The following is a 22089-nucleotide window of genomic DNA, read 5'->3' as shown; positions in this document are numbered from 1 at the left end:
AGATAGTACTCGTGCACGAACTGACGGATCTCCTCACGGGTATACCCCTGGATAGCAACTGTCATGGCTGTCTCCTTCAATCAATATGAAAGAACCGGGTGGCTCACAACCAGCTTGACGTAGAGGGAAGCTCACCGATCCGCTTCGCGAACCGGATAGCTTCCGTACGGGCAATGGCGAGCACCAACTCCTCATCCCGGGCACGCCACCGGGACACCTCGGCAAACTGCACACTGGTCAAGGCCTTGCGGGCGTCCAGGCCAAGATCGTTGACGCGCACCAGAGCGGTCAGCGCGTTCACGGCCCGGGTACGTTCACCGGTCATAGCTTCACGCACAGATATCCGGACCCTCAGGGACGCACGGACGCCTTCACTGACCCGGGGTCGACGCAACTGCTTAATCTCCAACGGGAGTGCTGTCCTGGCGATCCGCTGGGCATCAAGTTGGTCGGATTTTCCGACGCCGTGGTGGGCCCGTGCGTCGATGCGGGCGGCTTCGACGACTTCGTAGCCCTCGGCGCCGACGGCTCCGGCGAGGATGGCCCGGTATGAGGCGGCACCTTCGTTCACCCAGAGAGCCGCGAGGTCAGCACCCGTGCGGCGGGCCACCCAAGCTGTAGCGCGGCTGATGCCGGCACTGTTGGTGGGGAAATCCCGGGTATCAACGAGTTCACCGGTGGTGGCGGCGATGATTGCTTATACGTGTTTACGGACGTGGGTGCCGACACCGACGACAAACGCATGTGAATGCGCGACGATAGACATGGCGGTCATTCGTACCTTCCTCTTCGCGGATATGGTCGTGGCCGGTGTCGGCCGGTACCAGTCCGGGTAGAGGTCACTTCGGAACAATACTGTGACGAGTTACGCCCTGGAGGGTGGATAACCTTCTGATCAAGTCACCAAGGTGGGCCGGGTAGGTACCGGCCGCCCCGCCCCGCAATTGGACAAGTCACCTAAAAGACATCCGGCTCTCCTGACGTAAGTGTGGGTCAGGGTTTGTGTGTTATGGGGCATGGGTAACCCGGTAGATTTGGTAGTTCTCACACTGCCCAAATTTCGGAGTTACCCATGCGTGCTACCACTCTACTCAACCGTCTCCTTAACCTGACAGGCGTGCGCGTCATTGATGTTGATCCTGGTGCACGCTGCTGGCCCGTTGGTGGTGCGGGTGGCGTTGAAGGCCCGCAAACGCCTGGACTGCCCGCATTGCAGCTTCTTCACGATGGCCGGCTATGACACCCGGTGGGCCGAATCCTCCTGGATGTTGCGGGGCGGGTGACCGTGCTGACGATGCTGCGCCGGCGCCTGGTGTGTCCGGCCCATGGGGTCGTGGTTCAGGGCGTGCCGTTCGCCCGGCCCGGGTCCCGGTTCAGCACGGACTTTGAGGACATGATCGCCTGGCTGGTCACCCGGGCGGACAAGACCACGGTGTCATTGTTCGCCCGGATAGCGTGGCGGACGGTCGGGGCGATCTGCGAACGCGTCGTGGCCGAACAGCTCGATGAAACACGCTTCGAGTCCCTGGTCAATATTGGGGTGGATGAGATTTCCTGGCGCAAACACCACCGCTACCTGACCCTGGTTTCGGACCACGCCACCTCGAAGATCGTGTGGGGAGCCCCGGGGAAAAACGCGGCCACACTGGACGGGTTCTTCGCCGAGATCGGAGCCGAGAACACGGCGGTGATAGAGGCCGTGAGCATGGACATGGGACCGGCTTTTGCCAAGTCCGTGAGGACCAACGCCCCCGGCGCGGTCATCTGTTACGATCCATTCCACGTCATCCAGCTGGCCACCAACGCCTTGGAATCCTTCCGCCGTTCCATCTGGCAACGGGCCCGTGATCTGCCCGATCAGGACATCGCGAAGAAGTTCAAGGGAACCCGCTGGGTGCTGCTGAAAAACCCGCAGAACCTCACCGGGAAGCAACAAGTCACCTTGGCCGGGCTCGAACAGGCCGGAGGGCTTCTATGGGACGCCTACCAGCTCAAGGAATCCCTGAGGGAAGTCTTCGCCGGCGACCTCAACCCCGCTGACGTGATGGAGATGATCACCACCCGGTGCGAACTCGCCGCCACATCCAACATCCGCGAGTTCGCCAGGGCCGCCGCCACCATCCGCTCCCACACCGACGGGATCCACGCCGCCGTCACCAGGCAACTCTCCAACGGCCGCCACGAAGGCCTGAACAACAAGATCAGAACCATGACCCGCAGATCCTACGGATTCCACACCCTAGAAGCCGCTCTCGCCCTGATCATGCTCGCCTGCGGCCCAGTGGAAATCAAACTCCCGTACCAGAAATAAACTGGCCCACACTGACGTCAGGAGAGTCAGACATCCGATCGGAGCCAGCGTGGGTTGGAGTCACAACGACCGGGAAGAACAGCCAGTACCTACTCTGCCAGCCAGTCCCAGACCAGCTAGATCAAGTCTCACAGCGTGGTGTCAGGACTCCATTAATCCGGCGTAGGTATCTGCGAGAACGTTGTATGAGGTTTGGGCTCCTTCCCTGGCTGCTGTGAGGGATGCGACTTTGGCTGCGAAGCTGGCGGCTTCGGTCAGTCCGGCTCCGAGTGCGATCTGCTGGGCGATCGCGCCGAAGAATGCGTCCCCGCACCCTGTGGTGTCCACGGCTTGGACAGTGAGTGGTTCAACCATGTGTGGCATGCTCTCACCGTCGGTCGAATCGAGCACCACGGCACCTTGAGAGCCGAGGGTTACCACGACCCGGGTCAAGCCGGCCCTGAAAAACTGTGACTGCACCATTTCCCAGTCATTGGAGTCGATGACTGGACTGCCGAGAAGTCCTGCAGCTTCATGTCTGTTTACGAGCAATATGTCGACAGTATCCAGAAAATCCCTTGGGACGTCACGGTAGGGCGAGAGGTTCAGGATGCTGGTGATCCCGTGGATTTTTCCCATCCGCGCTGCGGCCTGAACGGTTGCCAGAGGCGTTTCCAGTGACAGGCACAGTACTGCTGAGTCTCGAAACAGGGCTTCGGCTTCAACTATGTGGGATGGGAGGAGCCGTCCGTTGGCCCCCGGGGACACGATGATGGTGTTCTCCCCGTCGTCGGAAATCGCAATCATCGCGGACCCTGTGGCGATTCCGGGTAGGACGCTGACGTGGGAGGTGTCTATGCCGTGGGTTTGTGCTGCCGCAAGAAGCGTGGAACCGAAATCATCGTCTCCTACGGCTCCAATGATCGAGACCTGACAGCCCAGGGCCTGTGCGGCCGTTGCCTGATTCGCACCTTTCCCCCCAGGGACTTTTTTAAGCTCCCCGCCGTGTACTGTCTCCCCCGGATTCGGGAACCTCGATGTGCGCACTGACAGATCCATGTTCAGGGACCCGACGACCAGCACGGTGGGATGGGTGGTCGTTTTACTCATAACTTCTCTTTTTCTCGTGTGGTCGGGACACTTTTGAAATGAAATCTGGGCTGGCGTTCTTCCATAGATCAGGGGCGTCGGTACTCCCCTATGAACTAAGGACTGAACTGTCCTGTGGCGGAGCTGTCACCCTTCGTAGGTTCTTCTTGGGAGAAAGGCGTCGTGTTGCCATGTATTGCCAAGCCCCGACGATGATCATGGCCACCAGTGCCAGGGCAGTGAAGATGCCGCCAGCCGCAGCCACCGTCGGTGTCACGTTGAAGGTCAGGCCCTCCCACATTTGGACCGGCAGAGTCTTGAGATGGACGTCGCTCATGAAGAACGCGAACACAAACTCCGTAAACGAAGTCAGGAACGAGAACAGAAATGCCGAGAGCATGGCGGGCCTGAGCAGGGGGATGTAAATGTCCACTATCCGCCGGCCAAGGGAAGCCCCGCTCATGCGTGCAGCAAGATCCAGGCGCCAATCGAATCCCCTCAATGCGGTGCTCAGCACCAGGGTGCTGTATGGAAGAGCCAAAACGACGTGGCCTATGGAGATGCCGGTGTAGGTGAAGGCTACTCCCAGGGAGACGCTTTCAAAGTAGAGGCCCAGCGCCGGAACGATCCAGGGAATGACCAGTGGCGCGATGAGCAGGGCAAATAGTGCGCCCTTCCGCTTGAACCTTCCACGTGTCAGGGCAGCTGCTGCCAGGGCACCGAAGACCACCGAAACCACGGCACTCATGAGCGCAATGATCAGGCTGTTGAGGGCACTCGATGTCCACACCGGATCGGAAAAGAATGTTTCGTACCAGCGAAGCGAGATGCCTTGGGGCGGGAAGGTCAGCAGTTCAGTCGGCGTAAAGCTAGCGCCCAAAGAAATAATGAGCGGGACAGCCAGGAATAGCAACAGCAGCAGGACGACCAACCGGGCGAGTGCGTAGGAGGTCCATCGGAAAGCTTTGAAGCCGCTGACAACGGCGGTCACCCGTTGTACGGGCGTGGAACACACCAGTGAGCACCAGTAGTTGCTCATGCGTGACTGGCCTGCTTTGCCGTTGTCCTTGCTGGAAGGGTCCCCGTAAAGACTTTGCATGACACCCAATTTGTTGAGTGCAAGGATGAACAGCAGGATGACCCCGAGGAGCAGCATGCCCAGCGCTGCGGCCTGGCCGTAGTCCCCCAGGAGCTTGATCTGGTTGGCGATCAGGACGGGCAAAACCGTGTCTTGTGGATTTCCCAACAGTGCCGGGGTGGCGTAGTAGCCCAAGGTCATCATGAATGCCAGAAGCATGCCCGCAAGAATTCCTGGTATCGCGGCCGGAAGGGCTGCGTAAAGGAACGCTTGGAGCTTATTGCCTCCCATGAGGACCGCCGCTTTTTCTATCCTGGCATCAGCTCCCCGAGTGGTTGAATACACAACGAAAACGAAGAACGGCAGAAGGATGTGCACGAGTCCAAGGACAACGGCCCCGAGGCTGGGAGCCAGGCCTTCGCCGGCGTGGAGGAATCCAAAGAAGCGTGCGACAGCCGTAATGGGACCGGTCGGGCTCAGCCCGATCATCCAGGCCAGGACCCGGACGAGCTCACCGTTGGTCACGAGCGGAATGAGCAGGGAAATGCTGATGGCGATTTGCCATTTCTTCCCCCAACGGTCCATGGCATAGACGAGAAATAATCCCAGTATCGTGGTGTAGAGAGTGGCATACGCTGCCAGAACCAGGGAGTTTTTCAATCCGCCCGTGTACGCGGAATTTGTGACAGCCTCTACGTATTTCGAGGCCGAGAAGTCTGGCAGCCACAAACTCTGACGGACCATGTAAAAAAGCGGCAGTATGAAGAACAGGATAAGGAAGAGAACCGGTGGGATGGCCGCCCATCCCACCGATGGCTTCTTTTTCAGTTGCCTCACTTGGCCGAATACCATTTCTGCCAGCGCTCGTAGACCGCATTGTAGTTGGTGGCCCACCACTGTGCGTCCATATTTCCTGCCACCACCTTGGCATTGGCAGGGTTGGACTCAAGATTCTTGGCAATCTTCTCGGGAATCAGCGGGTACGACTTGGTATTAGCCGGTGACATGCCGGGGAAGGCCTGCGCCAATGCGGCTCCCGCCTCAGCGCCGCCAGCATAGTTCATAAATTTCATCGCGTTGGTCTTGTTCGGTGCGGTCTTCAGAACAGCCCATGCTGTTCCACCCGAGAGTGCCCCGTTGATGGTGTAGTCCACCGGCTGCCCCTGGTTCCGTGAGGAGGCGATACGCCCGTTCCATCCTTCACCGATGACGGCTGCGCCGCTGGAGAAATTTTGGGTCTGTTGGGCACCGGAGTCGTACCACACAATGTTGGTCTTGCTCTTGAGTTCATCGAGTTTCTTGAAGGCGCGGTCCACGTCCAGCGGGTACATCTTGTCCCAGCTCACCCCATCGGCCAAGAGGGCGATCTCCAGCACGGACTGGGGGCTGTTCCACAGAGCCCGAGGGCCGGGGAACTTGCCGGTGTCCCAGAGATCCGCCCACGACGTGGGCGCAGTCTTGATGGAGTTCGTGTTCCAGGCAAGAACGTTGGCGGAGTACACCGACCAGAGGAAGTACTTCGAGGCATCGGCGGCCGAGTAACCGTCCTTGTTCACAACCGCATAGTCGATGGGTTGGTACAACTCGGCAGCCGCCGCGTCGTCCAAGATGGTGGAGGTGGATACGACATCCCACTGCTTGGCGCCCAATACCTGGGCCTTGATGGCGCCCTGGGAGTAGTCGTAGCTTTGCGAAACTACCTTGATCCCCGTTTCTTTCTCAAACGGTTCATACACGGCCTTGACCATCGCATCGTGATAAGCGCCGCCGCCGTCCACCACCGTGACAGTTTGGCTGGGTGCCGAACCAGCATCGGATGCCGGGGTGCCACACCCGGCAAGGACCGTGCCCAACGACGCCACAATGGCGATATTCGCCCAAATCATTCGTTTCATGGTTGTTCTTTCTGTGAGTTGAGGTCGGAGCCTAGATGGCCACGAGTCGCAGTGAATCCAAATCGAGAGTCAGCCCGATGTCTTGACCGGTCTGATAGGCAAGGGCCGCCCCTGACGGGGCCGTGGCGATGAGGGTTTCCGTTCCGACCCTCACCTCGCACCGCCAGATGTCACCCATGAAGGCGACCGACTCGAGCATCCCGTGAAGGTTCGCCCCGGGATCGCGAGGACCCACGATGGTCGCCACTTCAGGCCTCACCGCAAGGAACCCTTCTCCTCCGGTGCAGGTGTGGTTGGTGTGCTCCGGCACACGCAGGCTCTGCCCACTCCCGGTCAGGTGGGCCGTCAAGCCGGCATGTCCGGCGTCGACCGTGCATTTCAGCAGGCTGGTCTCACCAAAAGCGGCGGCCACATACGAATTCCGTGGGTTGCGGTAGAGGTCCCGGGGGGAGGCCAACTGTACGATCCTGCCGTCGTTGAGCAGTGCCACCTTGTCGCTCATGGACAATGCCTCGTCATGGTCGTGGGTAACGTAGATCACCGTTGACCCTGCTTCGAGCTGGAGCTTGCGGATCTCAAACTGCAACGACTGACGCAAGTTCCGGTCCAAAGCACCAAGAGGTTCATCCATGAGCAGCACACTGGGCTCAAACACCATCGCCCGGGCCAGTGACACACGTTGCTGCTGCCCGCCGCTGAGCTGGGACGGCAACCTGTCAGCCATATGGTCGAGGGCAACCAGCTCCAGGTATTTCTGCACCTGGAGGCGCCGGTCCCGTGCCCCCAGGTGCCGAACACGCAGTGGATAGCCGACATTTTCGGCCACCGTCAGGTGAGGGAAAAGAGCATACGACTGGAAAACCATGCCGAAGCCCCTCTTATGGGCAGGAACGCGAGTCAGATCCCGCCCATCGACCTCAATGGTGCCGCCAGTCAGGTTTTCCAGCCCGGCGATGGCGTTGAGCAGGGTCGACTTTCCCGATCCGCTCGGTCCGAGCAAGGTTACGAACTCCCCTGGCTCAATATTAAGGTCCAGGTTTTCCAGCACCACTGTCGGTCCGTAGCTTTTCATGGCGTTCCTGACCCTGATGGAAGCACCAGTGGCCGGACGCCTGGAGGTGGCTGGGCGTTCGGCGGTCGTCACCGGCTCCATCACAGAACCTGCTTGTCTATCGGCAGGTCAATGAGCGGCTCACAGCCGTTCTCCGTGATGACAACGGCCATGCTGCGGTTGACGAAGCCCACATCCGGAACACACAGGCACGGAACGATATGGAAAGCCATGCCGGGTTCAAGGACCATGTCGCTGCCGGGGCGGATTTGGGCGATCTCGTTCTCCCACCATCCGGGCGGGTACGCTATGCCGATTGAATACCCCAGCCGGCACGCCCGATATTGTTCCAGGCCCCGTGCTTCATAGAGCTTCTTCGCAAACTGGTCGGCTTCGGACGACACCACCCCGGCCTTCAAGAAATCCAGGATCTCCGTTTGTACCTCCACGACGGAGTCGATGACGCTTTGGGCTCGTCCATGGTTTTTCCCATACACGAAGGTCCTCTCCACCGGGCACTGATAGCGGCCGTAACTGCCCGACATGAAGAAGGTGACAACGTCACCATCGACAGGCTTCTTGCCGTCCCAGTGGCTGTGGGCGCGCGCCGACCCGGGACCGACGGGCAACGACGGCGGGTCAGCAAGCAAGGAGGCCCCGGCCTCCAACATGGCCCCAAACGCCGCGGACACGGACTGGGTGTCGGTGGCGCCACCGCGGACGGCATCAGCCTGTGCATACACCCCTGCCACGGCGATCTTCCCGGCCTCCCGCATAAATCCAATCTCTGTTGCGGATTTGATGCGGCGCATCCCTTCGATCGTCTCGGTGATCGAGCCGATCGCACCAGGATCAATGGTAGAGAGCAGCTTCTGGACGGCGTCGTAGCTCATGGTAGGTCTATTGAGCTCAAGTCCGAGCCTCTTCACCCCCCTACCGACCAACTGGCTGGCAGCTTCACCTATGACAACATGGGCGTCCTGGTCATCTTTGTAGGATGCCCATGTCTTGCACCACGACCGTTCCGCCCAGTGGTCCTGCCAGGTCATTTCAATATCGCGGACGATGAGAACGGGGTCCTTGTCGGCGGCAAATATCAAGGCTTGCGGTGACAGGAACCCTCCCAGGTCCACTCCCGTGAGGTAATGGACGCTGAGGGGGGAGGAAATGATGGCGGCCTCAAAGCCAGCCTGGAGCATCCGCTCTTGAAAGCGGTCACACCGCTCCGTCAGCTCTGAAACCCGGGTGATGGCCTCATACATTAGTGGTCTCCTTGTTCATCAGCGGCACAGACGCCAAGGCCTCCTGGCTGCCGGCCAGCCAAGTAATCAGCGAGACAAAGATGGTCCGGTAGCCGTCCCAGCTGGAGAACTCATCAGGGCACCAGTGCGGGGAGATGTCGCTGGTCCAGGCAGCCGAGCGGCCCTGTCCCACCGCTCCCAAAACCAGCAGAGGGTCCGGCCCAATCTCGGCCAGGACTTGGGAACCAGCCTTGGCAGTGACCTTGTTGTAGCCGAGCAGATGGGGCCAAGGGCCCTCGGGCACAGAGAAGGCCCCGTCCACCCCGCCGGTGGGTGAAATCGACACCGGCCGGACACCGGCCGGGCATTCGACCCGGTCATCAAAACGTGAAATCTCCACCGGAAGGACACGTTCCACCGCGGACCCGGCATAGAAGGCCTTTCCTTCAATGCCCTGGAAGCTAAGGTAGCCGCCCATCATGGCCAGACCGCCGCCGCTGGCCGTCCACTCAGCCAACAGTTCCAGCCGATCGGGCTGCCTTTGTGAAGACAGCCACGTGCTGGCCGAAAGCAGCAGGCTGTTGGCGCCAATGTCCGAAATGATCACAACATCGAACTTGTTGAAGGAGTCCAAATCAGAAGGGAAGTTTTCCGCCACCTCATGACCCGGCATAAACGTCAGGTCAATATCGGATCCGGTCAGCGCCTTGACCAACGGGCCATGCCCCGTGTGGAAGGTCACGCTGTTGAACGAATCGAACCCCTTGTAGTGTGTCGAATTACTGATCCAGGATTCGCCAGCGAGCAGAACTTTAATCATCATTATCCTTGAATTTTCAGGGGATACGCGCCGATACCGGCGGTCTTGCGTCGGTGTTGTGACCTACGCTACATTTAACCAAAGCGGTTTGGCAAGAGGTTTAGCAAAGCGGTTTGCAAACGATGTGACCGACGACCTGAAGGAGGGCCCGTGGTATCCATAGCCGATGTTGCTTCACTGGCCGGGGTGAGCCCCACGACGGTTTCCCACACTCTCAGCGGAAAGCGGAAGGTCAGCGACGAGGTCCAGCAACGTGTGCACGATGCCATGGAAAAGCTCGCCTACCTGCCCCACAGGGCCGCACAAAACCTCGCCTTGGGGATGACCCGCATTGTGGCGATGCTTGTGCCTGATGTCGGGGATGAATTTTTCGCCATACTCACCAAAGGCGCCGAGGGAGTCGCGAGCTCCAGGGGATACAACATCCTGCTGTGCAACACCGGCTTCAACCATGAACGTGAAGTTCTTTACTTGGAAATGCTCCGCGGCAAGGCTGTCGACGGTGTCATCTACGCCGCCGGCGCCGAAATGACGGGAGAGGAGCTGACCAGGCTGCTGGGAGACATTCCGCTCGTTCACGTCGATGAGGAGATCGAAGGCTCACGGACGGTTGCTGTGGTCTCCGACAATGTCACCGGCGGCCGACTTGCGGCCGAGCATTTGTTGGAATACGGCCATCACAAGGCGTTGGTCTTGGCCGGGGAAGAACACCTAATCAGCAGCACCCAGCGGGTGGAGGGATTTTTGTCCACCTGGACCGCGGCGGGCGGCATTGCCACCGTCAGCCGTGGGGCGTTGACCATCGATGGTGGAACCGCAGCCCTGCAAGCATGCATCGGCGATATTACTGACAACGACTTCACCGCGGTTTTCGCCGTCAATGACCTCATGGCCCACGCGGCCATCCAAGAACTGCAAGCCATGAAGCTGCGCGTGCCAGAAGACGTCTCCGTGGTCGGCTTTGATGACATCTCCCTGGCCCGGCGATCGCAACCCACCATCACCTCCGTCCATCAGGACATCGCAGGGCTGGGCTCCAAAGCCGCCGAGATCCTGCTGGATTCACTTGAGCATAAATCCCCCCCTCAACCTCACCGCGAAATACTGTCCGTCACCCTCATCGCCCGTGCTTCCTCCGGCGAATCACGATTCAGCCCCACCCCCGTGTCCTCACAACCATGATGGACGCCGCCCGGCGCGCATCAGGCCTTGTCCTGCCACCCGCTCAAAAACATCAGCCATCAACCAAAGGAGACACTTCGATGGGTGTAAAGATTCAACACATCGTGACCGGGGAACTGGAAAGCTCCCTGTCCGTATCCCTGCTTAATTCCGGGGCCCACCCGGACCTGCCTGTGGAGGACCGGCGTCCCTTCGGATGGCGGACGGACATCCAGCGCAAGAACGGGGAAATCACCCAGGGCGTCATGGTGCCAGTGCCCGTTTGGCTCATCCAGGGCACTGACCAGGTGATCCTCGTGGACACCGGACTGGGAGACATCGATGAGGTCTCCCAGATGCAAAGCCGCTACGGAGTCGACTTCGTAGCATCCCGCACCGAAGGCCAAGACCTCGTGCAGGGGCTGGCCCAACACGGGGTTGCCCCTCAGGATGTTGACATCGTCATCCTCACCCACCTGCATTTCGACCACATCGGCAACAATGAACTCTTCCCCAACGCCACTTTTATCGTCCAAAACGATGAACTCCCCCAAGCTGATGAACCGCCCTCCTTCTGCATGTTTTACTACCCCGAATATAGCTACAAGATCGACGCGGTACGCGAACGACTGCAAGTCATAGACGGCGACCACCGCGTCAACGACTCGGTCCGCTTAGTCAAGATCGGAGGCCACACACCCGGTTGCATGGTCGTCATGGTGGAAACCGACGCCGGGACGGTTTGCCTGACCAGCGATGTCATGTACAACTACAAGAACCTGGAACTCAACTGGCCCATGGGATCCTTCTGGGACTTGCCCGAGCTCATGACCGGCTACGACCGGATAAGGAAAGAAGCCGACATCATCATCCCGGAACACGACTGGAAATTCCGCGAACTCTACCCAACAGGCCAACTCGGATAGACTCCCCACCAACGACAAGAACATGCCCAGGACCGCGGCATCAAAAAAGCACCGCCCATAACTCCGCGACCCGGAGTGGCAGCCGCTGGTGTCGGCTGCCACTCTCACCCCTGTCATCCCATCAATGGAACCATTGGCAGGATTCACCGCGGTTAACCTTCTGCGCCGTCACGGCACGGCTTCTCGCGGCTCCGGTTTGTCCCAATGACGTGTCTCATCCCGATAGTCTCTGAATCAGACGAAACCATCCTTTGATGGGACACCGGGAATCAAGACTCGTGATGGGCATTGGTGTGGAGTTCGGTAGCGGCGTTCTGTGCTCACTTGCTGTGGCAGTTGTCGGCAGCAAGTGCCGTCTTGCATGGTATGGGTGGTGAGACTTCCTGACAGCACTACTCCTGCGCTGGCGTGTGATCTGCGCCAATCGGGCTTCATGTGGGGAGGGTCAGACACGACACCACCTTGCCGTAAATGTCACGGAATCAACCGCGGTGCCACAGCGGCTGCTACAGGACTACCTCTTGGGACACCCGACAGTGCGTCGCTGTCATCCGCATCGCGACACTCGAAGCGGTGTACACCTATCCAGCGGTCAACTGGTCCGCCGGTAGCGGATGTGAGTGGCCAGCGGCGAATGCAACACCTCGACGGGCTCCAACCCGAAAGATTTGACGCCGTCGAAGACCCGCTCGCCGGCCCCGAGTAGAACTGGGCGATGTCGAGCGTCAGCTCATCGATGACCCCGGCGACGAGCGCCTGTCGAACGGTGGAGGCACCGCCTGCGATGTCTATGCCGTCGTCGCCGGCTGCCTCACGCGCCTGCGCGTAGGCGATATCGAAGCCGTCGGTGACGAAGTGGAAAGTCGTCCCGCCCTCCATCTCGATCGGATTGCGGGCGTGATGGGTGAGCACGAACACCGGTGCGTGATAAGGCGGTTCGGACCCCCACCACCCGCGCCAGCCCGCCTCCCACTCGCCGCGGATCGGACCGAACATATTGCGGCCCATGACATAAGCGCCGCGGGGGCGCATGAGCCAACGGGTTGCGATCTCATCGGCCTCGTTGGCGCGCTCGTCGCCGATGTGCCAGCCGTGCAGCTCGATTCCGCGCTTCCCGAGCGGGTGCTCGCGGCTCTGGTCAGGACCGGCAACAAAACCGTCAAGGGAGATCGACATGTGGCAAGTAGTGTCCGACATCCGCGACCCCTTTCGAAGGTGGCTGCCATTGGCAGGTAGTGGACCGAAATCTACCCGAGGGTGCTGGCGAGCCGTAAGCACTACCCGTGGCATGGTGACACTCACCGCGAGAGGGCGGCGCGCGGATTGCCCCATCAATGCGGGGATGGAGGCGATCCGCGAACCTCAAACAGCCAGTGCCCTAGTTCGAGTTCTTCGGAGGCTCCCGTTACGTGCAGATTTCTGCTCGCTTCTGTCGGCAATTTGGGATCCCTTGGTTACCTTTGTCATGGTCAGCGGTGATGCGCTCCTTTTCCCCGGGTGCAGTGTGCTCCTCTGCAGGTTTCCGTTGTTAGTGGCCACAATAGACATCACGGTTGATCATCTAACGAATTGCGGTGGTAGGTGGCCCGGCCTTCGGCGGCGCGCGGCGGTGCGGTGCCGCTGTTCACGACGCTGCCGCAGAGATTGCAGCTCATGAGCACTGCCGAACCCGGACGACGACTGGAGCATAACTGGCCATGGCTGAACTCCCCCGCTAGCCTTGTCGCGCCCGACTGGCTGGTAAAATAGACACGAAGCGTGGGGTGCTTACGGTTTCTTGCCTCGTCGAGGAACAGCACACCTCGATGGGCCCGGGAGGCGGAACCGGGATGGGGAATGCCGCTTCCCCCTCCGATGATGGCGACGGTACTGGCGGTGTGGTGCGGCCGCTCATAAGGCGGCCGGCGGATCAGCGAAAGGACCTGATCGCGGCCGCCCAGCGAATGAATGGCCGTCACCTCCATTGCCTCGGCATCATCGAGGTCCGGCAATAGCCCCGGCAGCCGCTCGGCCAGCATCGTCTTCCCGGCACCCGGAGGACCCACCAGCAGCAGGTGATGGCCGCCCGCGGCGGCGACCTCCAGCGCCATCCGCGCCTCGGCCTGACCGGCAACATCGATCAGATCCGGCCCCGCTGACGGCTCGCCGACTGCTGCTGCCGCAGAGAACGAAGGTTCCGCGTCGCCGATGTCCTCCAACATCAACTCCTGCGCATTGGCCCCAAAATCCAGGGCCACCCTGGCCAGCGACTGATACCCCCTGGCATTCGCCCCGGGCACCAGCCGGGCTTCTCCGAGATTCGCCGCCGCCACGGCGAATTCGCTGAACCCCGCCCGCATGCCCGCCATCACGGCCGGGAGAATCCCGCGCACCGGACGCAACCTGCCATCCAACCCCAACTCCGCTATGAAAACGGTACGGCCGGTGCCGCGCACGTCCCCGGCAGCACTCAGCGCAGCCATCACGATGGCCAGATCAAATGCCGACCCCTTCTTCGGCAACGACGCGGGCACCAGATTGACGGTGATCTTGCGTCTGCTCAGGGGAATGCCGGAATTGTGGGCCGCGGCCCGGATCCTCTCTTTGGCCTCATTCAGGGACGCGTCGGGAAGACCCAGCAGCACAAAATTCGGCAGGGTCTGTCCGATATCCGCCTCGACCTCAACGATGTGCCCCTCCAGCCCTACCAAGGCCACCGAAAAAGCCCGGCCCATGGACACCTATCCCACGCCCTTTAGAGACTTCAGCACGGATTCGCACACGCCGTCACCGGGCACCGACGCGGTGTCGATGCAGATCGGGAGCAGAGGAACCCTGTGCTCCCCGGGACACGGCATGCCAAGAACCTGCATCCGGGTCAGCCAGCCAACAGCATCTTTCGCTTTCATGAGCACCTCCACCATCAGGGTGGCGCACAGGCCTGAGCATCGGAAGCGGAAAGATCCAAGATGTGGGCGGCTCGGATGTCCGAGCCCGCTGTAGAGGACAAGTTACCCAGCTCGCGCCATCCATTAACTGCTTCAAAGTAGTCAAGAGATGGCGGTTCCTGTCAAGCCCAGTCTGGTCCGGAACTCCGTGCCAGGCGGGATTCGTCCCGCCTGGCACTCGTTATGAAGATGCAGTCGAACCCGCACGTATCGGGCAGGGTTATGATTATTCGTCTCCTTTACGCGCTTACGATCAGTAGAACACCGGTGACGGCCACGGCAATGCCGACGAGCTGGGCGCGGGTCAGCCGCTCGTGGAGGCGCAGATAGGCCAGAGCCACGGTAACCATGGGGAAAAGGCTACTCAAGACGGCGACGACGGGGAGCGAACCGTTCAGCGTGGCTACAGTGAAGGCGAGGTTGGCTGCGGTATCGAGCACCCCGATGAGGGCGACGCCGGGCAGCTGCCGGACCGCTACGGGCGGCCGGGCGAAAAGGGCGATAAGGGAAAAGCAGGCGACGCTCGTCAGTCGGCTCGCGGCCACGCCTGTGAAGGCATCGACATGCCCTGCCTGCTGAAGAAAAAATTAGCTGAAGTCCTAACAGAAATGCCGCGACGAGGGCCAGAACGATGCTCCGGTGATGGTCAGTGACCGGCGCACGTGTTGGTTGCCGGCTTGCCAGGACCACACCGATCAGGGCGAGGACGATTCCGCCGACGGCGGCGGGGTAAGGCCGTTCGCCCATCGCGAATCCGGCGATCACCGGAACCGCTGCGGACGTGGCGACTATCGGGGCCACGATACTCATCGTCCCGACCGCCAAAGCGCGGTAAAAGCAGGCGAGGCTGCCCAGGCTTGTGATCCCGGCAGCCATGCCCCAACCTCCGGCGCCAAAGTCGACGTGTTGACGGAAGGCCAGGACCAGCAATAACCCAAGGAGACCCGCCACTTGGCTGAAGAGCATGACCGTCAGGAGCGGCAGCCCCCGGCTCGCCCGCCCGCCGAGAAAGTCCGCGGTGCCCCACAGCAAGGACGCCCCAAGCGAGAACAAGACACTCATTCAGCAAGACCTTCCCGCAACGGGATCCTTCCGGGCAGGACCAGACTACGCTCGAATAGTGCACTCTAATGCACTGTTGGAACGGTAGCATGGCCGCATGGACCTTGAAAACGTGACGGCGGCGATCGGGGGCACGGTGCGGGCCTCGCGTCTGGCACGAGGATGGAGCCTGGACCGTCTGGCGGGCACAGCCGGGGTGAGCCGCCGCCTGCTGATTCAGGTCGAAAAGGGGCAAACCAATCCGACCATCGCTTCCTTGCTGGCTCTGTCCGATGCGTTGGGGATTGGACTGCCCCAGCTGCTGGCCGTCACCAGAGAACCGAGCCTCGAGGTCACACGGCGCGACGAGGCACCCGTCCTTTGGCGCGGTAAAGCCGGCGGAAGCGCGAAACTCGTCGCCGGAACCGCACCGCCGAAAGTCGTGGAACTCTGGGACTGGACCCTCGGACCCGGCGACAGTTATGAGGGCGGCCCCCACCCGGCCGGAACCCGGGAACTGATCCAGGTCCGCCAAGGCGCGGTCCGACTGGTCCTGGGCGAGGAAACCGAAATACTCAACACCGGCGACTCCGCATCATTTACCGGCACAATTGCGCACACATATGCCTGGAATCAGCCCGACAAACAGGCGACCGCTCAGACACGGACAGCGCGATTCACCCTTGTCGTCTTCGAGCCTATCGTCGGCCAGGAGGACCGGGACGAACTGAGCGGGACCTTGAACGACCCATCGTCATGTTGGAGCAAGGATGTTGGGCCGATCAATTACCCATAGCCACGTGCCATCTGGTTGACGTCGCGCCAGCTCGGCAGTCGCTCCACCCGGGATGACAGTAGAGGTAAGTGCGAATTCCCCGTTCACCAACGCGGGTGCCTGGTAACCGTTGTTAAATGCGGGCCGACCGGCCAGGAGCGCTTGGTAAGCGTCGCGGATGGCCTGCGCACCGGCTGCCACGTCCCCATTAGGCAAGGCAAGGACCGCGTCAGGTTCATAAAGCGCCACGAGACCCTCCACATCACCGGTATTCGCTCTCTCGGCAAAGAACCGGCTCAAGTCCTCCGGCTCCCGCGCCCGTTGCCGTTCTCCATCGTCGCTCACGTCAGGTCCTTCCGTCGGTATTGATGGCCATGCGCACTCTGATAGTCCCACCCAACACCGACGAGGGAAACAAATGCCGATATGGGGAAACCTTCAACGCGCGTCAACGTGGTGCGATGCGATGATGCAGACCCCTGACGCGGTCTTCTCTGACTTGGGTGACTTAGAGCCCCGGGTGACGCAGCACGCCCTGTGCCGCAGCGTTATTGACGGTCGTTGAAGACCTTCGGGCGCTGGTCAACGCGGCGGGCGGGACCGCGGCTGTCTACGGCCACTCCTCGGGTGGAATCCTCGCACTCGAGGCCGCGGCAGGCGGAGTGCCGATTACGAAGCTCGCAGTCTACGAACCGCCCTACCTGACCGGGAACGTCCAAGAGAGCCCGCGGCTGACTTCGCCCAACGCCGGCAGGAGGCCCTGGGTTCCGGGCACCCCGACCAGGCAGTGGAGTTGTTCATCCGCCACACCGGAGCGGATTTCAACGAAGCAATCAAGATGACGCCATGGTGGCCAAGCCTGGTAGGCTCGCCCACACTCTGCCCTACGACCTGATCCTTACCGGCGACGGCTCCGTACCGGCCGAGTGACTATAGCCACAATCGGAGCCAGTAGCGAACGTCACACGACCTAACGAAGGTCTTCAGGACAGCATTTCAAGACAGAATGGTGGAGGCAGTATCACCGGTGCGCGTGATCAGCCGGATTGATCCTGCACAAGGAACGCCACGGAGGAGACCGGATCCAATGAATGAGACAGCCAGTAACGTCGTAACCTTGCGTTTCCTCGCCGCACCAACGGACATTGGGCACAGTGGTTCCGTAGATGCTGGCACTGTCCTTGCCTGGGTTGACAAGGCCGCTTATGCCGTCGCAGTCGGGTGGGCAAAGTCCTACTGCGTCACCGCCTACGTGGGGAACACCCACTTTGCCGCTCCCGTTAACAGCGGAGACATGGTCGAGGTTGAAGCGACCATTATTTATACGGGACGCTCTTCCCTTCACATTCAGACAGTGGTTTCTTCCGGGGATGTGCGCGGCGGCGAAGCGACCATGCGGAGCCAGTGCTTGGTGATCTTTGTGGCAGTAGGTCTTGACGGCAAGCCGGTCCCGGTATCACCTTATGTGCCAAGGACAATCCCGGAAATCGAAAAAAGGGACCAGGCCGTCGCACGGATCACGGTGCGTGAAGAAATCGTTGCGGCGATGAGTCGTCAGGAATACACCGCAGACGGAACAGCGGAACGGGTGACGTTGCGTTTCCTTGCATCGCCGACCGACGTGAATTGGGGAGGCAAAGTCCACGGCGGTACTGTCATGGCTTGGATTGATGAAGCCGCCTACGTCTGTGCCTCCCGATACTGCGGCATGGACACGGTGGCCGTCTTTTCCGGCGGGGTGCGTTTCTACCGACCGTTGTTGATCGGAGATGTGGTGGAGGTTGAAGCGAGGCTGGTCTACACGGGCAACAAGGGAATGCATATTGCCGTTCATGTGAGGTCAGGTGAGCCCAAGGGCCGAGAGATGCACCTGACGACCTATTGCCTTACCGTCATGGTGGCCCGCGACGAAAGCGGCACCGCTGTCCCGGTTCCGACCTTCCTGCCGCGCTCCGCCGAGGACAGGCGCCTGCAGGCACACGCGCGCGAGCTATTGGAGATCCGCGGCCGCGCCCCGGGGAATCGGTTGCCCAACCACCTTCTTACCCGGCTGCGGTAGCACCGGATTGCCGGGACATCTTCGACCGGGCTATCCCACGCCCTTCAGATACTCCAGCACGGGTTCAGCTACGCCGTCGTCGAGCACGGCCACCGCATCGATGCGGATCGAGGGCGGGAAGACGCCATGGTCCCGGGACCACAGCACAGCCAAAGTGCGCAGCCTGTTCAGCTTGGCTGGCGTAATGGCCTCGAAGGGGTGCCCATAGCGCAACGAACGCCGGGTCTTGACCTCTGCAATCACCAGGCACGTCCCGTCGAAGGCGACAAGGTCAATTTCTCCGCTGCGGCACCGCCAGTTCTGGTCGATCACCCGGATGCCGCGGTCTTCCAGGTAGTCCGCGGCCAGGACTTCGCCGCGTCGTCCGAGAACGTCCTTCGCTTTCATGAGCACCTCCACCACCAGCGTGGCTGGTGCTCCCGGGCACAAGGAAGTGGCGGTGCCGCAGATGTGGGCACTGCAGGGCCCCCGACCGGCTGTAGAGGATCAGTTGCCCAGCGGTCCATCCTTGGGAATCGTCAGATCGTCGGATTTAACCAGCTCTTCGACGTTGACGTCCTTAAATGTGATGACGCGGACATTCTTCACGAAACGGGCGGAACGGTAAACGTCCCAGACCCAGGCGTCCTGCAGCGTCAGATCGAAGTAAACCTCGCCGTCGGCTGATCGTGCCTGCAGGTCAACGTGATTGGCCAGGTAAAACCGGCGTTCCGTTTCCACAACGTAGCTGAAAAGCCCCACAACGTCACGGTATTCACGATAGAGCTGGAGCTCCATGTCGGTCTCGTAGTTTTCCAGATCTTCGGCACTCATGGTTCCATCATCCCTTACCCGAGCCTGCCCTGGCCGCGGGATCGATCTCAGCGGTCAGCCGCCAGCTCTTCCGGTGGTACTGCGAAGGCCCGTGCAGGGCGATCGCGGCGCGGTGCGCGGCCGTGGCGTAGCCCTTGTTGACGGCCCAACCGAAGTCCGGGAGGACGGCGTCGAGCTCGGTCAGCATGCCGTCCCTCTCGACCTTGGCCAGCACGCTGGCGGCAGCGACGCTCAGGCACTGCAAATCGGCCTTGATTTTGGTGAACACCGGAGCGTCGCAGGAAAGGACGACGGCGCTCGCCTCTTCGGCGAGGTCCGGCTTTGATCCTGTGGTCCCGTCCGGCGCTGGACCTGTGGTCCATCCCGTTTCCGCGGTCCGCACCCTCTCCGGCATAGCCACCAGACCGGGCGTCAGCTCCATCCCGGTTGTCGCCACCGAAGCCAGGTCCGAGGCCTCGTCAAAAAGACTGAACGGCTGCTGTGCCTGTTCGGGCATCTGTAATGACGGCTGTGTGTGTGGCTGCTCCTGCGTTGCCGCCCCGGGTTCCGTCCGGGGCGAGAGCCAGTTGTGATTGCCGTCCAGAATGACTGCTTCCGGCGTGACACCCGATTCGAGCACCTGCAGCCACGCCCTCGTTCCGGCCAGCCGCAGGGCGGCGATCAGGCCGACGGCGTCAACCTCGGCGGCGGTGGCATGCCCGATTCCGTAGGCTACGGCCCAGTCTTTGATCTGCGGCACCAGTTCGACCCGCGCCGCCGGGGTGAGCAGTTTGCTGTCCCGGACCTTGGGCAGCTCCCGCTGCGATGAGGCATCGATGACCACCATGCCGACGCTGACAGGGCCGGCCAAGGCACCGCGGCCTACCTCGTCGCAGCCGGCGATCAGGCGGTGTCCGTCGGACAGGAAGGAGCGTTCGTAGACCAGAGTCGGTGCTGCCGTTGTGCCGGTGCCCTGGCCGGCGGCCGACTTCCTTCCCGCGGCCTTGGACGTCGGTTTAGAGCGTCCCTTCTGAGCCGCTTGCGGAGCCACTTGTTGAGCCTGCGGTGCCACTTGTTGAGCCGCCTGCGGTGCCACTTGTTGAGCCGCCTGCGGCGTGGCGCGGGGCGCGGACCGAAGAGCTTCGGCCCGCGGGGCTGCGGCTTTTGGAAAGGTGCTCATGGCCGGACCGTCTTTACCTGCCTTGGGAGGGTTTAGAAGTACCGGTCGCCGCGGCGGGGGACGGAGCCGGAACATTCCCGAACACGTCCGGATAGTTCCCCAGAATGGCCAGCCGGTTGAATGGCCAGGCGATGACGGTGGCTCTCCCCTCGACGTCGGAGATCGGCACGAAGCCCTTCCCCGGCGTGTTCACATGGGCGCGGGAGTCCGCTGAATTGTTGCGATGATCGCCCATCACCCATAGTTCGTTGGGTGGGACCGTTACGTCGAATGGCTTGGACGGATCGGCGGGTGCCGCACCGGGATACAGGTAGGGCTCGGTCAGCGGCTGCCCGTTGACGGTGATTTTGCCGCCCGCGTCGCAGCAGATGACTCTGTCCCCCGGCAGCCCGATCACGCGTTTGACCAGGTGCTGCTGGGATTCGTCAGGAACGAGGCCGACAAACATCAGGGAATCCTTGACCCAGCTCAGCGGGCCGGCTGGCTGCGGCGCGGCAGGCGGCAACCATTGCTGGCTGTCCTTGAACACCACGATGTCGCCGCGCTCGAGGGCAAACGGACGCGGGACCAACAGGTTGACGAAGATCCGGTCGTTTTCTTCCAGCGTGTTCTCCATCGAACCCGACGGAATCCAGTAGGCGCGGAACAGGAAGGTCTTGATCAGGAAGGACAGCACCAGGGCGATCACAATGATCGTGCCGACTTCCTTCAGCCAGGCCAGTGCACCGCGCCGCAGCCGCTCACCGGCTGTTTTGTCGTGATCGGGTGCGGCCGCCGAATGAGCCCCGTGCCCGGCCGGGTGCGAGGAAGCGGAATGCACCCCGTGGATGTGCCGTTCGGATCCGACCGACGCCGTGCCCGCCGTGCGCTTGTCGCCGCCGCCAGCAGCGCCAGCAGCGCCCTGGAGCCGACCACCCGCGGCGCGGTCGGCGCTGCCGGCAGCGTCGCCGTCGTCGTCCGTCTTCGGACTGCGCGGCTCAGACTCGCCGGGGATGCCGGGGATGTTCTGCGGCATTTACTGTGCGTCCTTCGGTGTAGCCGGCGGTGCCGGCATGATTGCCGGCACCGTTATGTGATCAGACTTTACGTGAGCAGACGCAAGGTGCTCGGATGCGCTGCGCTCAAGCGGTCCAAAGCGGTTTAGTGGCCAGAGAATCCGGACCGGCCTGCCAATGACTTTTTCTACCGAAACCATACCGCCGCCGGGCGCCCCGAGCAGCGACCGCGAGTCAGCCGAGACGGAGCGGTGGTCCCCCATCAGCCACAATTTATCCTGCGGGACCACCACGTCAAAGGACAAATCGCTGGGCCGGTCGCGCCGGAACAGGTATGGTTCCGTCTGCGGCGCGCCGTTGACTTCCAGCCGGCCGTCCGTCGAACAGCACCTGACCCGGTCGCCGGCAACGCCGATGACGCGTTTGACGTACACCGTGTCGCTTCCGGCCACCCCCAACCAGACCCCGACGGTCTGGACGGCGTCAGCGACGGGACCCTTGCCGCTGTTCAGCGGGGCAAACGAGCCACGGCCGTCGAAGACGACGACGTCGCCGCGCTGGACCGTAGCGGAGGCGTAGTCCGTGCGGGACACCAGCACCCGGTCCCCGGTCAGCAGATATGGCTCCATGGACTCCGAGGGGATGTAATAGACGTCCAGCCAGCAGCTGCGGATCACGGCGCTGACAATCACCACCAGCACCACGGCCAGCACAACAAAACGCCAGCCCAGTTTCCTGGACCGGCGTTCCGTTTGGTTCAAAGTGCGGA

At 61.5% G+C, this 22089-nt stretch carries 21 protein-coding genes and 4 pseudogenes; 6 read left to right on the top strand and 19 right to left on the bottom strand.

The window, feature by feature from the left end; all coding sequences use genetic code 11:
- Positions 1 to 127: 127 nt before the first annotated feature.
- A pseudogene (locus tag QMG52_RS16275) lies at positions 128 to 775 on the bottom strand (IS110 family transposase); the annotation flags it as partial.
- 312 nt (positions 776 to 1087) lie between these two features.
- The gene (locus QMG52_RS16270) at positions 1088 to 1225 is read right to left on the bottom strand and encodes a hypothetical protein (RefSeq protein WP_283561465.1); all 138 of its coding nucleotides are present in this window, start codon (positions 1223 to 1225) and stop codon (positions 1088 to 1090) included.
- A 21-nt stretch (positions 1226 to 1246) separates the two neighbouring features.
- Between QMG52_RS16270 and QMG52_RS16265 the strand changes: the two genes are divergently transcribed.
- Positions 1247 to 2311, top strand: a complete 1065-nt coding sequence (locus QMG52_RS16265; protein WP_283561464.1) for an ISL3 family transposase — start codon at positions 1247 to 1249, stop codon at positions 2309 to 2311.
- 141 nt (positions 2312 to 2452) lie between these two features.
- On the opposite strand, the gene QMG52_RS16260 is transcribed toward QMG52_RS16265, so the two are convergent.
- The 6 genes from QMG52_RS16260 to QMG52_RS16235 all read right to left on the bottom strand — a co-directional run bounded on the left by QMG52_RS16260 (position 2453) and on the right by QMG52_RS16235 (position 9467).
- On the bottom strand, positions 2453 to 3400 hold the full coding sequence (locus QMG52_RS16260) for a ribokinase (protein ID WP_283561463.1): 948 nt from the start codon (positions 3398 to 3400) through the stop codon (positions 2453 to 2455).
- Positions 3401 to 3488: 88 nt separating this feature from the next.
- Positions 3489 to 5117, bottom strand: coding sequence for an ABC transporter permease subunit (locus QMG52_RS16255; RefSeq protein ID WP_283561462.1), 1629 nt, complete (start codon positions 5115 to 5117; stop codon positions 3489 to 3491).
- Positions 5118 to 5290: 173 nt separating this feature from the next.
- Positions 5291 to 6352 (bottom strand): ABC transporter substrate-binding protein, encoded by a 1062-nt coding sequence (locus tag QMG52_RS16250; RefSeq protein ID WP_283561461.1) that lies wholly within the window; start codon positions 6350 to 6352, stop codon positions 5291 to 5293.
- A gap of 31 nt (positions 6353 to 6383) precedes the next feature.
- Entirely contained in the window at positions 6384 to 7424 is a 1041-nt protein-coding gene (locus tag QMG52_RS16245) for an ABC transporter ATP-binding protein (protein WP_283561460.1), read from the bottom strand.
- Positions 7425 to 7504: 80 nt separating this feature from the next.
- Complete coding sequence (locus tag QMG52_RS16240) at positions 7505 to 8665, bottom strand: M24 family metallopeptidase (protein ID WP_283561459.1); 1161 nt, start codon at positions 8663 to 8665, stop codon at positions 7505 to 7507.
- Complete coding sequence (locus QMG52_RS16235) at positions 8658 to 9467, bottom strand: glutamine amidotransferase (protein ID WP_283561458.1); 810 nt, start codon at positions 9465 to 9467, stop codon at positions 8658 to 8660. The genes QMG52_RS16240 and QMG52_RS16235 overlap by 8 nt, the downstream gene beginning before the upstream one ends.
- A 147-nt stretch (positions 9468 to 9614) precedes the next feature.
- On the opposite strand from QMG52_RS16235, the gene QMG52_RS16230 reads away from it, so the two are divergent.
- Together QMG52_RS16230 and QMG52_RS16225 are read left to right on the top strand one after the other, a co-directional pair.
- A complete protein-coding gene (locus QMG52_RS16230; protein WP_283561457.1) occupies positions 9615 to 10646 on the top strand; it encodes a LacI family DNA-binding transcriptional regulator in 1032 nt (343 codons plus the stop codon).
- Positions 10647 to 10726: 80 nt separating this feature from the next.
- Positions 10727 to 11551, top strand: coding sequence for an N-acyl homoserine lactonase family protein (locus QMG52_RS16225; protein ID WP_283561456.1), 825 nt, complete (start codon positions 10727 to 10729; stop codon positions 11549 to 11551).
- Between the two features lie 592 nt (positions 11552 to 12143).
- Here the strand turns inward: QMG52_RS16225 and QMG52_RS16220 are convergent.
- From QMG52_RS16220 to QMG52_RS22385, 5 genes and pseudogenes are all read right to left on the bottom strand, one after another.
- Positions 12144 to 12748, bottom strand: a pseudogene (locus QMG52_RS16220) (dihydrofolate reductase family protein).
- Between the two features lie 581 nt (positions 12749 to 13329).
- A pseudogene (locus QMG52_RS16215) lies at positions 13330 to 14271 on the bottom strand (YifB family Mg chelatase-like AAA ATPase); the annotation flags it as partial.
- On the bottom strand, positions 14272 to 14439 hold the full coding sequence (locus QMG52_RS16210; RefSeq protein WP_283561454.1) for a hypothetical protein: 168 nt from the start codon (positions 14437 to 14439) through the stop codon (positions 14272 to 14274). It abuts the pseudogene before it with no gap.
- Positions 14440 to 14717: 278 nt separating this feature from the next.
- Positions 14718 to 15023, bottom strand: a complete 306-nt coding sequence (locus QMG52_RS16205; protein ID WP_283561453.1) for an EamA family transporter — start codon at positions 15021 to 15023, stop codon at positions 14718 to 14720.
- 142 nt (positions 15024 to 15165) lie between these two features.
- Positions 15166 to 15540: pseudogene (locus QMG52_RS22385) on the bottom strand (EamA family transporter); the annotation flags it as partial.
- A 97-nt stretch (positions 15541 to 15637) separates the two neighbouring features.
- On the opposite strand from QMG52_RS22385, the gene QMG52_RS16200 reads away from it, so the two are divergent.
- Positions 15638 to 16315 (top strand): helix-turn-helix domain-containing protein, encoded by a 678-nt coding sequence (locus tag QMG52_RS16200; RefSeq protein WP_283561452.1) that lies wholly within the window; start codon positions 15638 to 15640, stop codon positions 16313 to 16315.
- On the opposite strand, the gene QMG52_RS22380 is transcribed toward QMG52_RS16200, so the two are convergent.
- A complete protein-coding gene (locus QMG52_RS22380) occupies positions 16274 to 16639 on the bottom strand; it encodes a YybH family protein (protein ID WP_502920551.1) in 366 nt (121 codons plus the stop codon). The two genes, QMG52_RS16200 and QMG52_RS22380, sit on opposite strands and share 42 nt — an antisense overlap.
- A gap of 206 nt (positions 16640 to 16845) precedes the next feature.
- On the opposite strand from QMG52_RS22380, the gene QMG52_RS21995 reads away from it, so the two are divergent.
- Together QMG52_RS21995 and QMG52_RS16195 are read left to right on the top strand one after the other, a co-directional pair.
- Positions 16846 to 17136, top strand: coding sequence for an alpha/beta fold hydrolase (locus QMG52_RS21995; RefSeq protein ID WP_349361741.1), 291 nt, complete (start codon positions 16846 to 16848; stop codon positions 17134 to 17136).
- Between the two features lie 245 nt (positions 17137 to 17381).
- A complete protein-coding gene (locus QMG52_RS16195) occupies positions 17382 to 18353 on the top strand; it encodes an acyl-CoA thioesterase (protein ID WP_283561451.1) in 972 nt (323 codons plus the stop codon).
- A 30-nt stretch (positions 18354 to 18383) separates the two neighbouring features.
- Here the strand turns inward: QMG52_RS16195 and QMG52_RS16190 are convergent, their stop codons facing one another.
- From QMG52_RS16190 to lepB (QMG52_RS16165), 5 genes are all read right to left on the bottom strand, one after another.
- Entirely contained in the window at positions 18384 to 18740 is a 357-nt protein-coding gene (locus QMG52_RS16190; RefSeq protein ID WP_283561450.1) for a YraN family protein, read from the bottom strand.
- 99 nt (positions 18741 to 18839) lie between these two features.
- Positions 18840 to 19166: a DUF2469 domain-containing protein gene (locus QMG52_RS16185; protein ID WP_283561449.1), complete on the bottom strand. Its 327-nt coding sequence runs from the start codon at positions 19164 to 19166 to the stop codon at positions 18840 to 18842.
- A gap of 7 nt (positions 19167 to 19173) precedes the next feature.
- Positions 19174 to 20217, bottom strand: a complete 1044-nt coding sequence (locus QMG52_RS22375) for a ribonuclease HII (protein WP_502920552.1) — start codon at positions 20215 to 20217, stop codon at positions 19174 to 19176.
- A 121-nt stretch (positions 20218 to 20338) separates the two neighbouring features.
- The gene (lepB, locus tag QMG52_RS16170; RefSeq protein WP_283561448.1) at positions 20339 to 21340 is read right to left on the bottom strand and encodes a signal peptidase I; all 1002 of its coding nucleotides are present in this window, start codon (positions 21338 to 21340) and stop codon (positions 20339 to 20341) included.
- The gene (gene lepB, locus QMG52_RS16165; RefSeq protein ID WP_283561447.1) at positions 21341 to 22081 is read right to left on the bottom strand and encodes a signal peptidase I; all 741 of its coding nucleotides are present in this window, start codon (positions 22079 to 22081) and stop codon (positions 21341 to 21343) included.
- Between the last annotated feature and the right edge of the window lie 8 nt (positions 22082 to 22089).

The sequence above is a fragment of the Paenarthrobacter sp. PH39-S1 genome (assembly GCF_030063245.1).
In the GTDB taxonomy this organism is placed as follows: domain Bacteria; phylum Actinomycetota; class Actinomycetes; order Actinomycetales; family Micrococcaceae; genus Arthrobacter_M.
Note: the sequence above shows the minus strand (reverse complement) of the source record. Positions and strands in the feature narration are given on the sequence as shown.

Bases quoted from the DNA above. Each gene is read 5' to 3' on its own strand.
- QMG52_RS16240 (WP_283561459.1), bottom strand. From the start codon at position 8,665: ATGTATGAGGCCATCACCCGGGTTTCAGAGCTGACGGAGCGGTGTGAC.
- QMG52_RS16245 (WP_283561460.1), bottom strand. From the start codon at position 7,424: ATGAAAAGCTACGGACCGACAGTGGTGCTGGAAAACCTGGACCTTAAT.
- QMG52_RS16260 (WP_283561463.1), bottom strand. From the start codon at position 3,400: ATGAGTAAAACGACCACCCATCCCACCGTGCTGGTCGTCGGGTCCCTG.
- QMG52_RS16250 (WP_283561461.1), bottom strand. From the start codon at position 6,352: ATGAAACGAATGATTTGGGCGAATATCGCCATTGTGGCGTCGTTGGGC.
- QMG52_RS16210 (WP_283561454.1), bottom strand. From the start codon at position 14,439: ATGAAAGCGAAAGATGCTGTTGGCTGGCTGACCCGGATGCAGGTTCTT.
- lepB (WP_283561448.1), bottom strand. From the start codon at position 21,340: ATGCCGCAGAACATCCCCGGCATCCCCGGCGAGTCTGAGCCGCGCAGT.
- QMG52_RS16185 (WP_283561449.1), bottom strand. From the start codon at position 19,166: ATGAGTGCCGAAGATCTGGAAAACTACGAGACCGACATGGAGCTCCAG.
- QMG52_RS16235 (WP_283561458.1), bottom strand. From the start codon at position 9,467: ATGATGATTAAAGTTCTGCTCGCTGGCGAATCCTGGATCAGTAATTCG.
- QMG52_RS16190 (WP_283561450.1), bottom strand. From the start codon at position 18,740: ATGAAAGCGAAGGACGTTCTCGGACGACGCGGCGAAGTCCTGGCCGCG.
- QMG52_RS16225 (WP_283561456.1), top strand. From the start codon at position 10,727: ATGGGTGTAAAGATTCAACACATCGTGACCGGGGAACTGGAAAGCTCC.
- QMG52_RS16200 (WP_283561452.1), top strand. From the start codon at position 15,638: ATGGACCTTGAAAACGTGACGGCGGCGATCGGGGGCACGGTGCGGGCC.
- QMG52_RS16195 (WP_283561451.1), top strand. From the start codon at position 17,382: ATGAATGAGACAGCCAGTAACGTCGTAACCTTGCGTTTCCTCGCCGCA.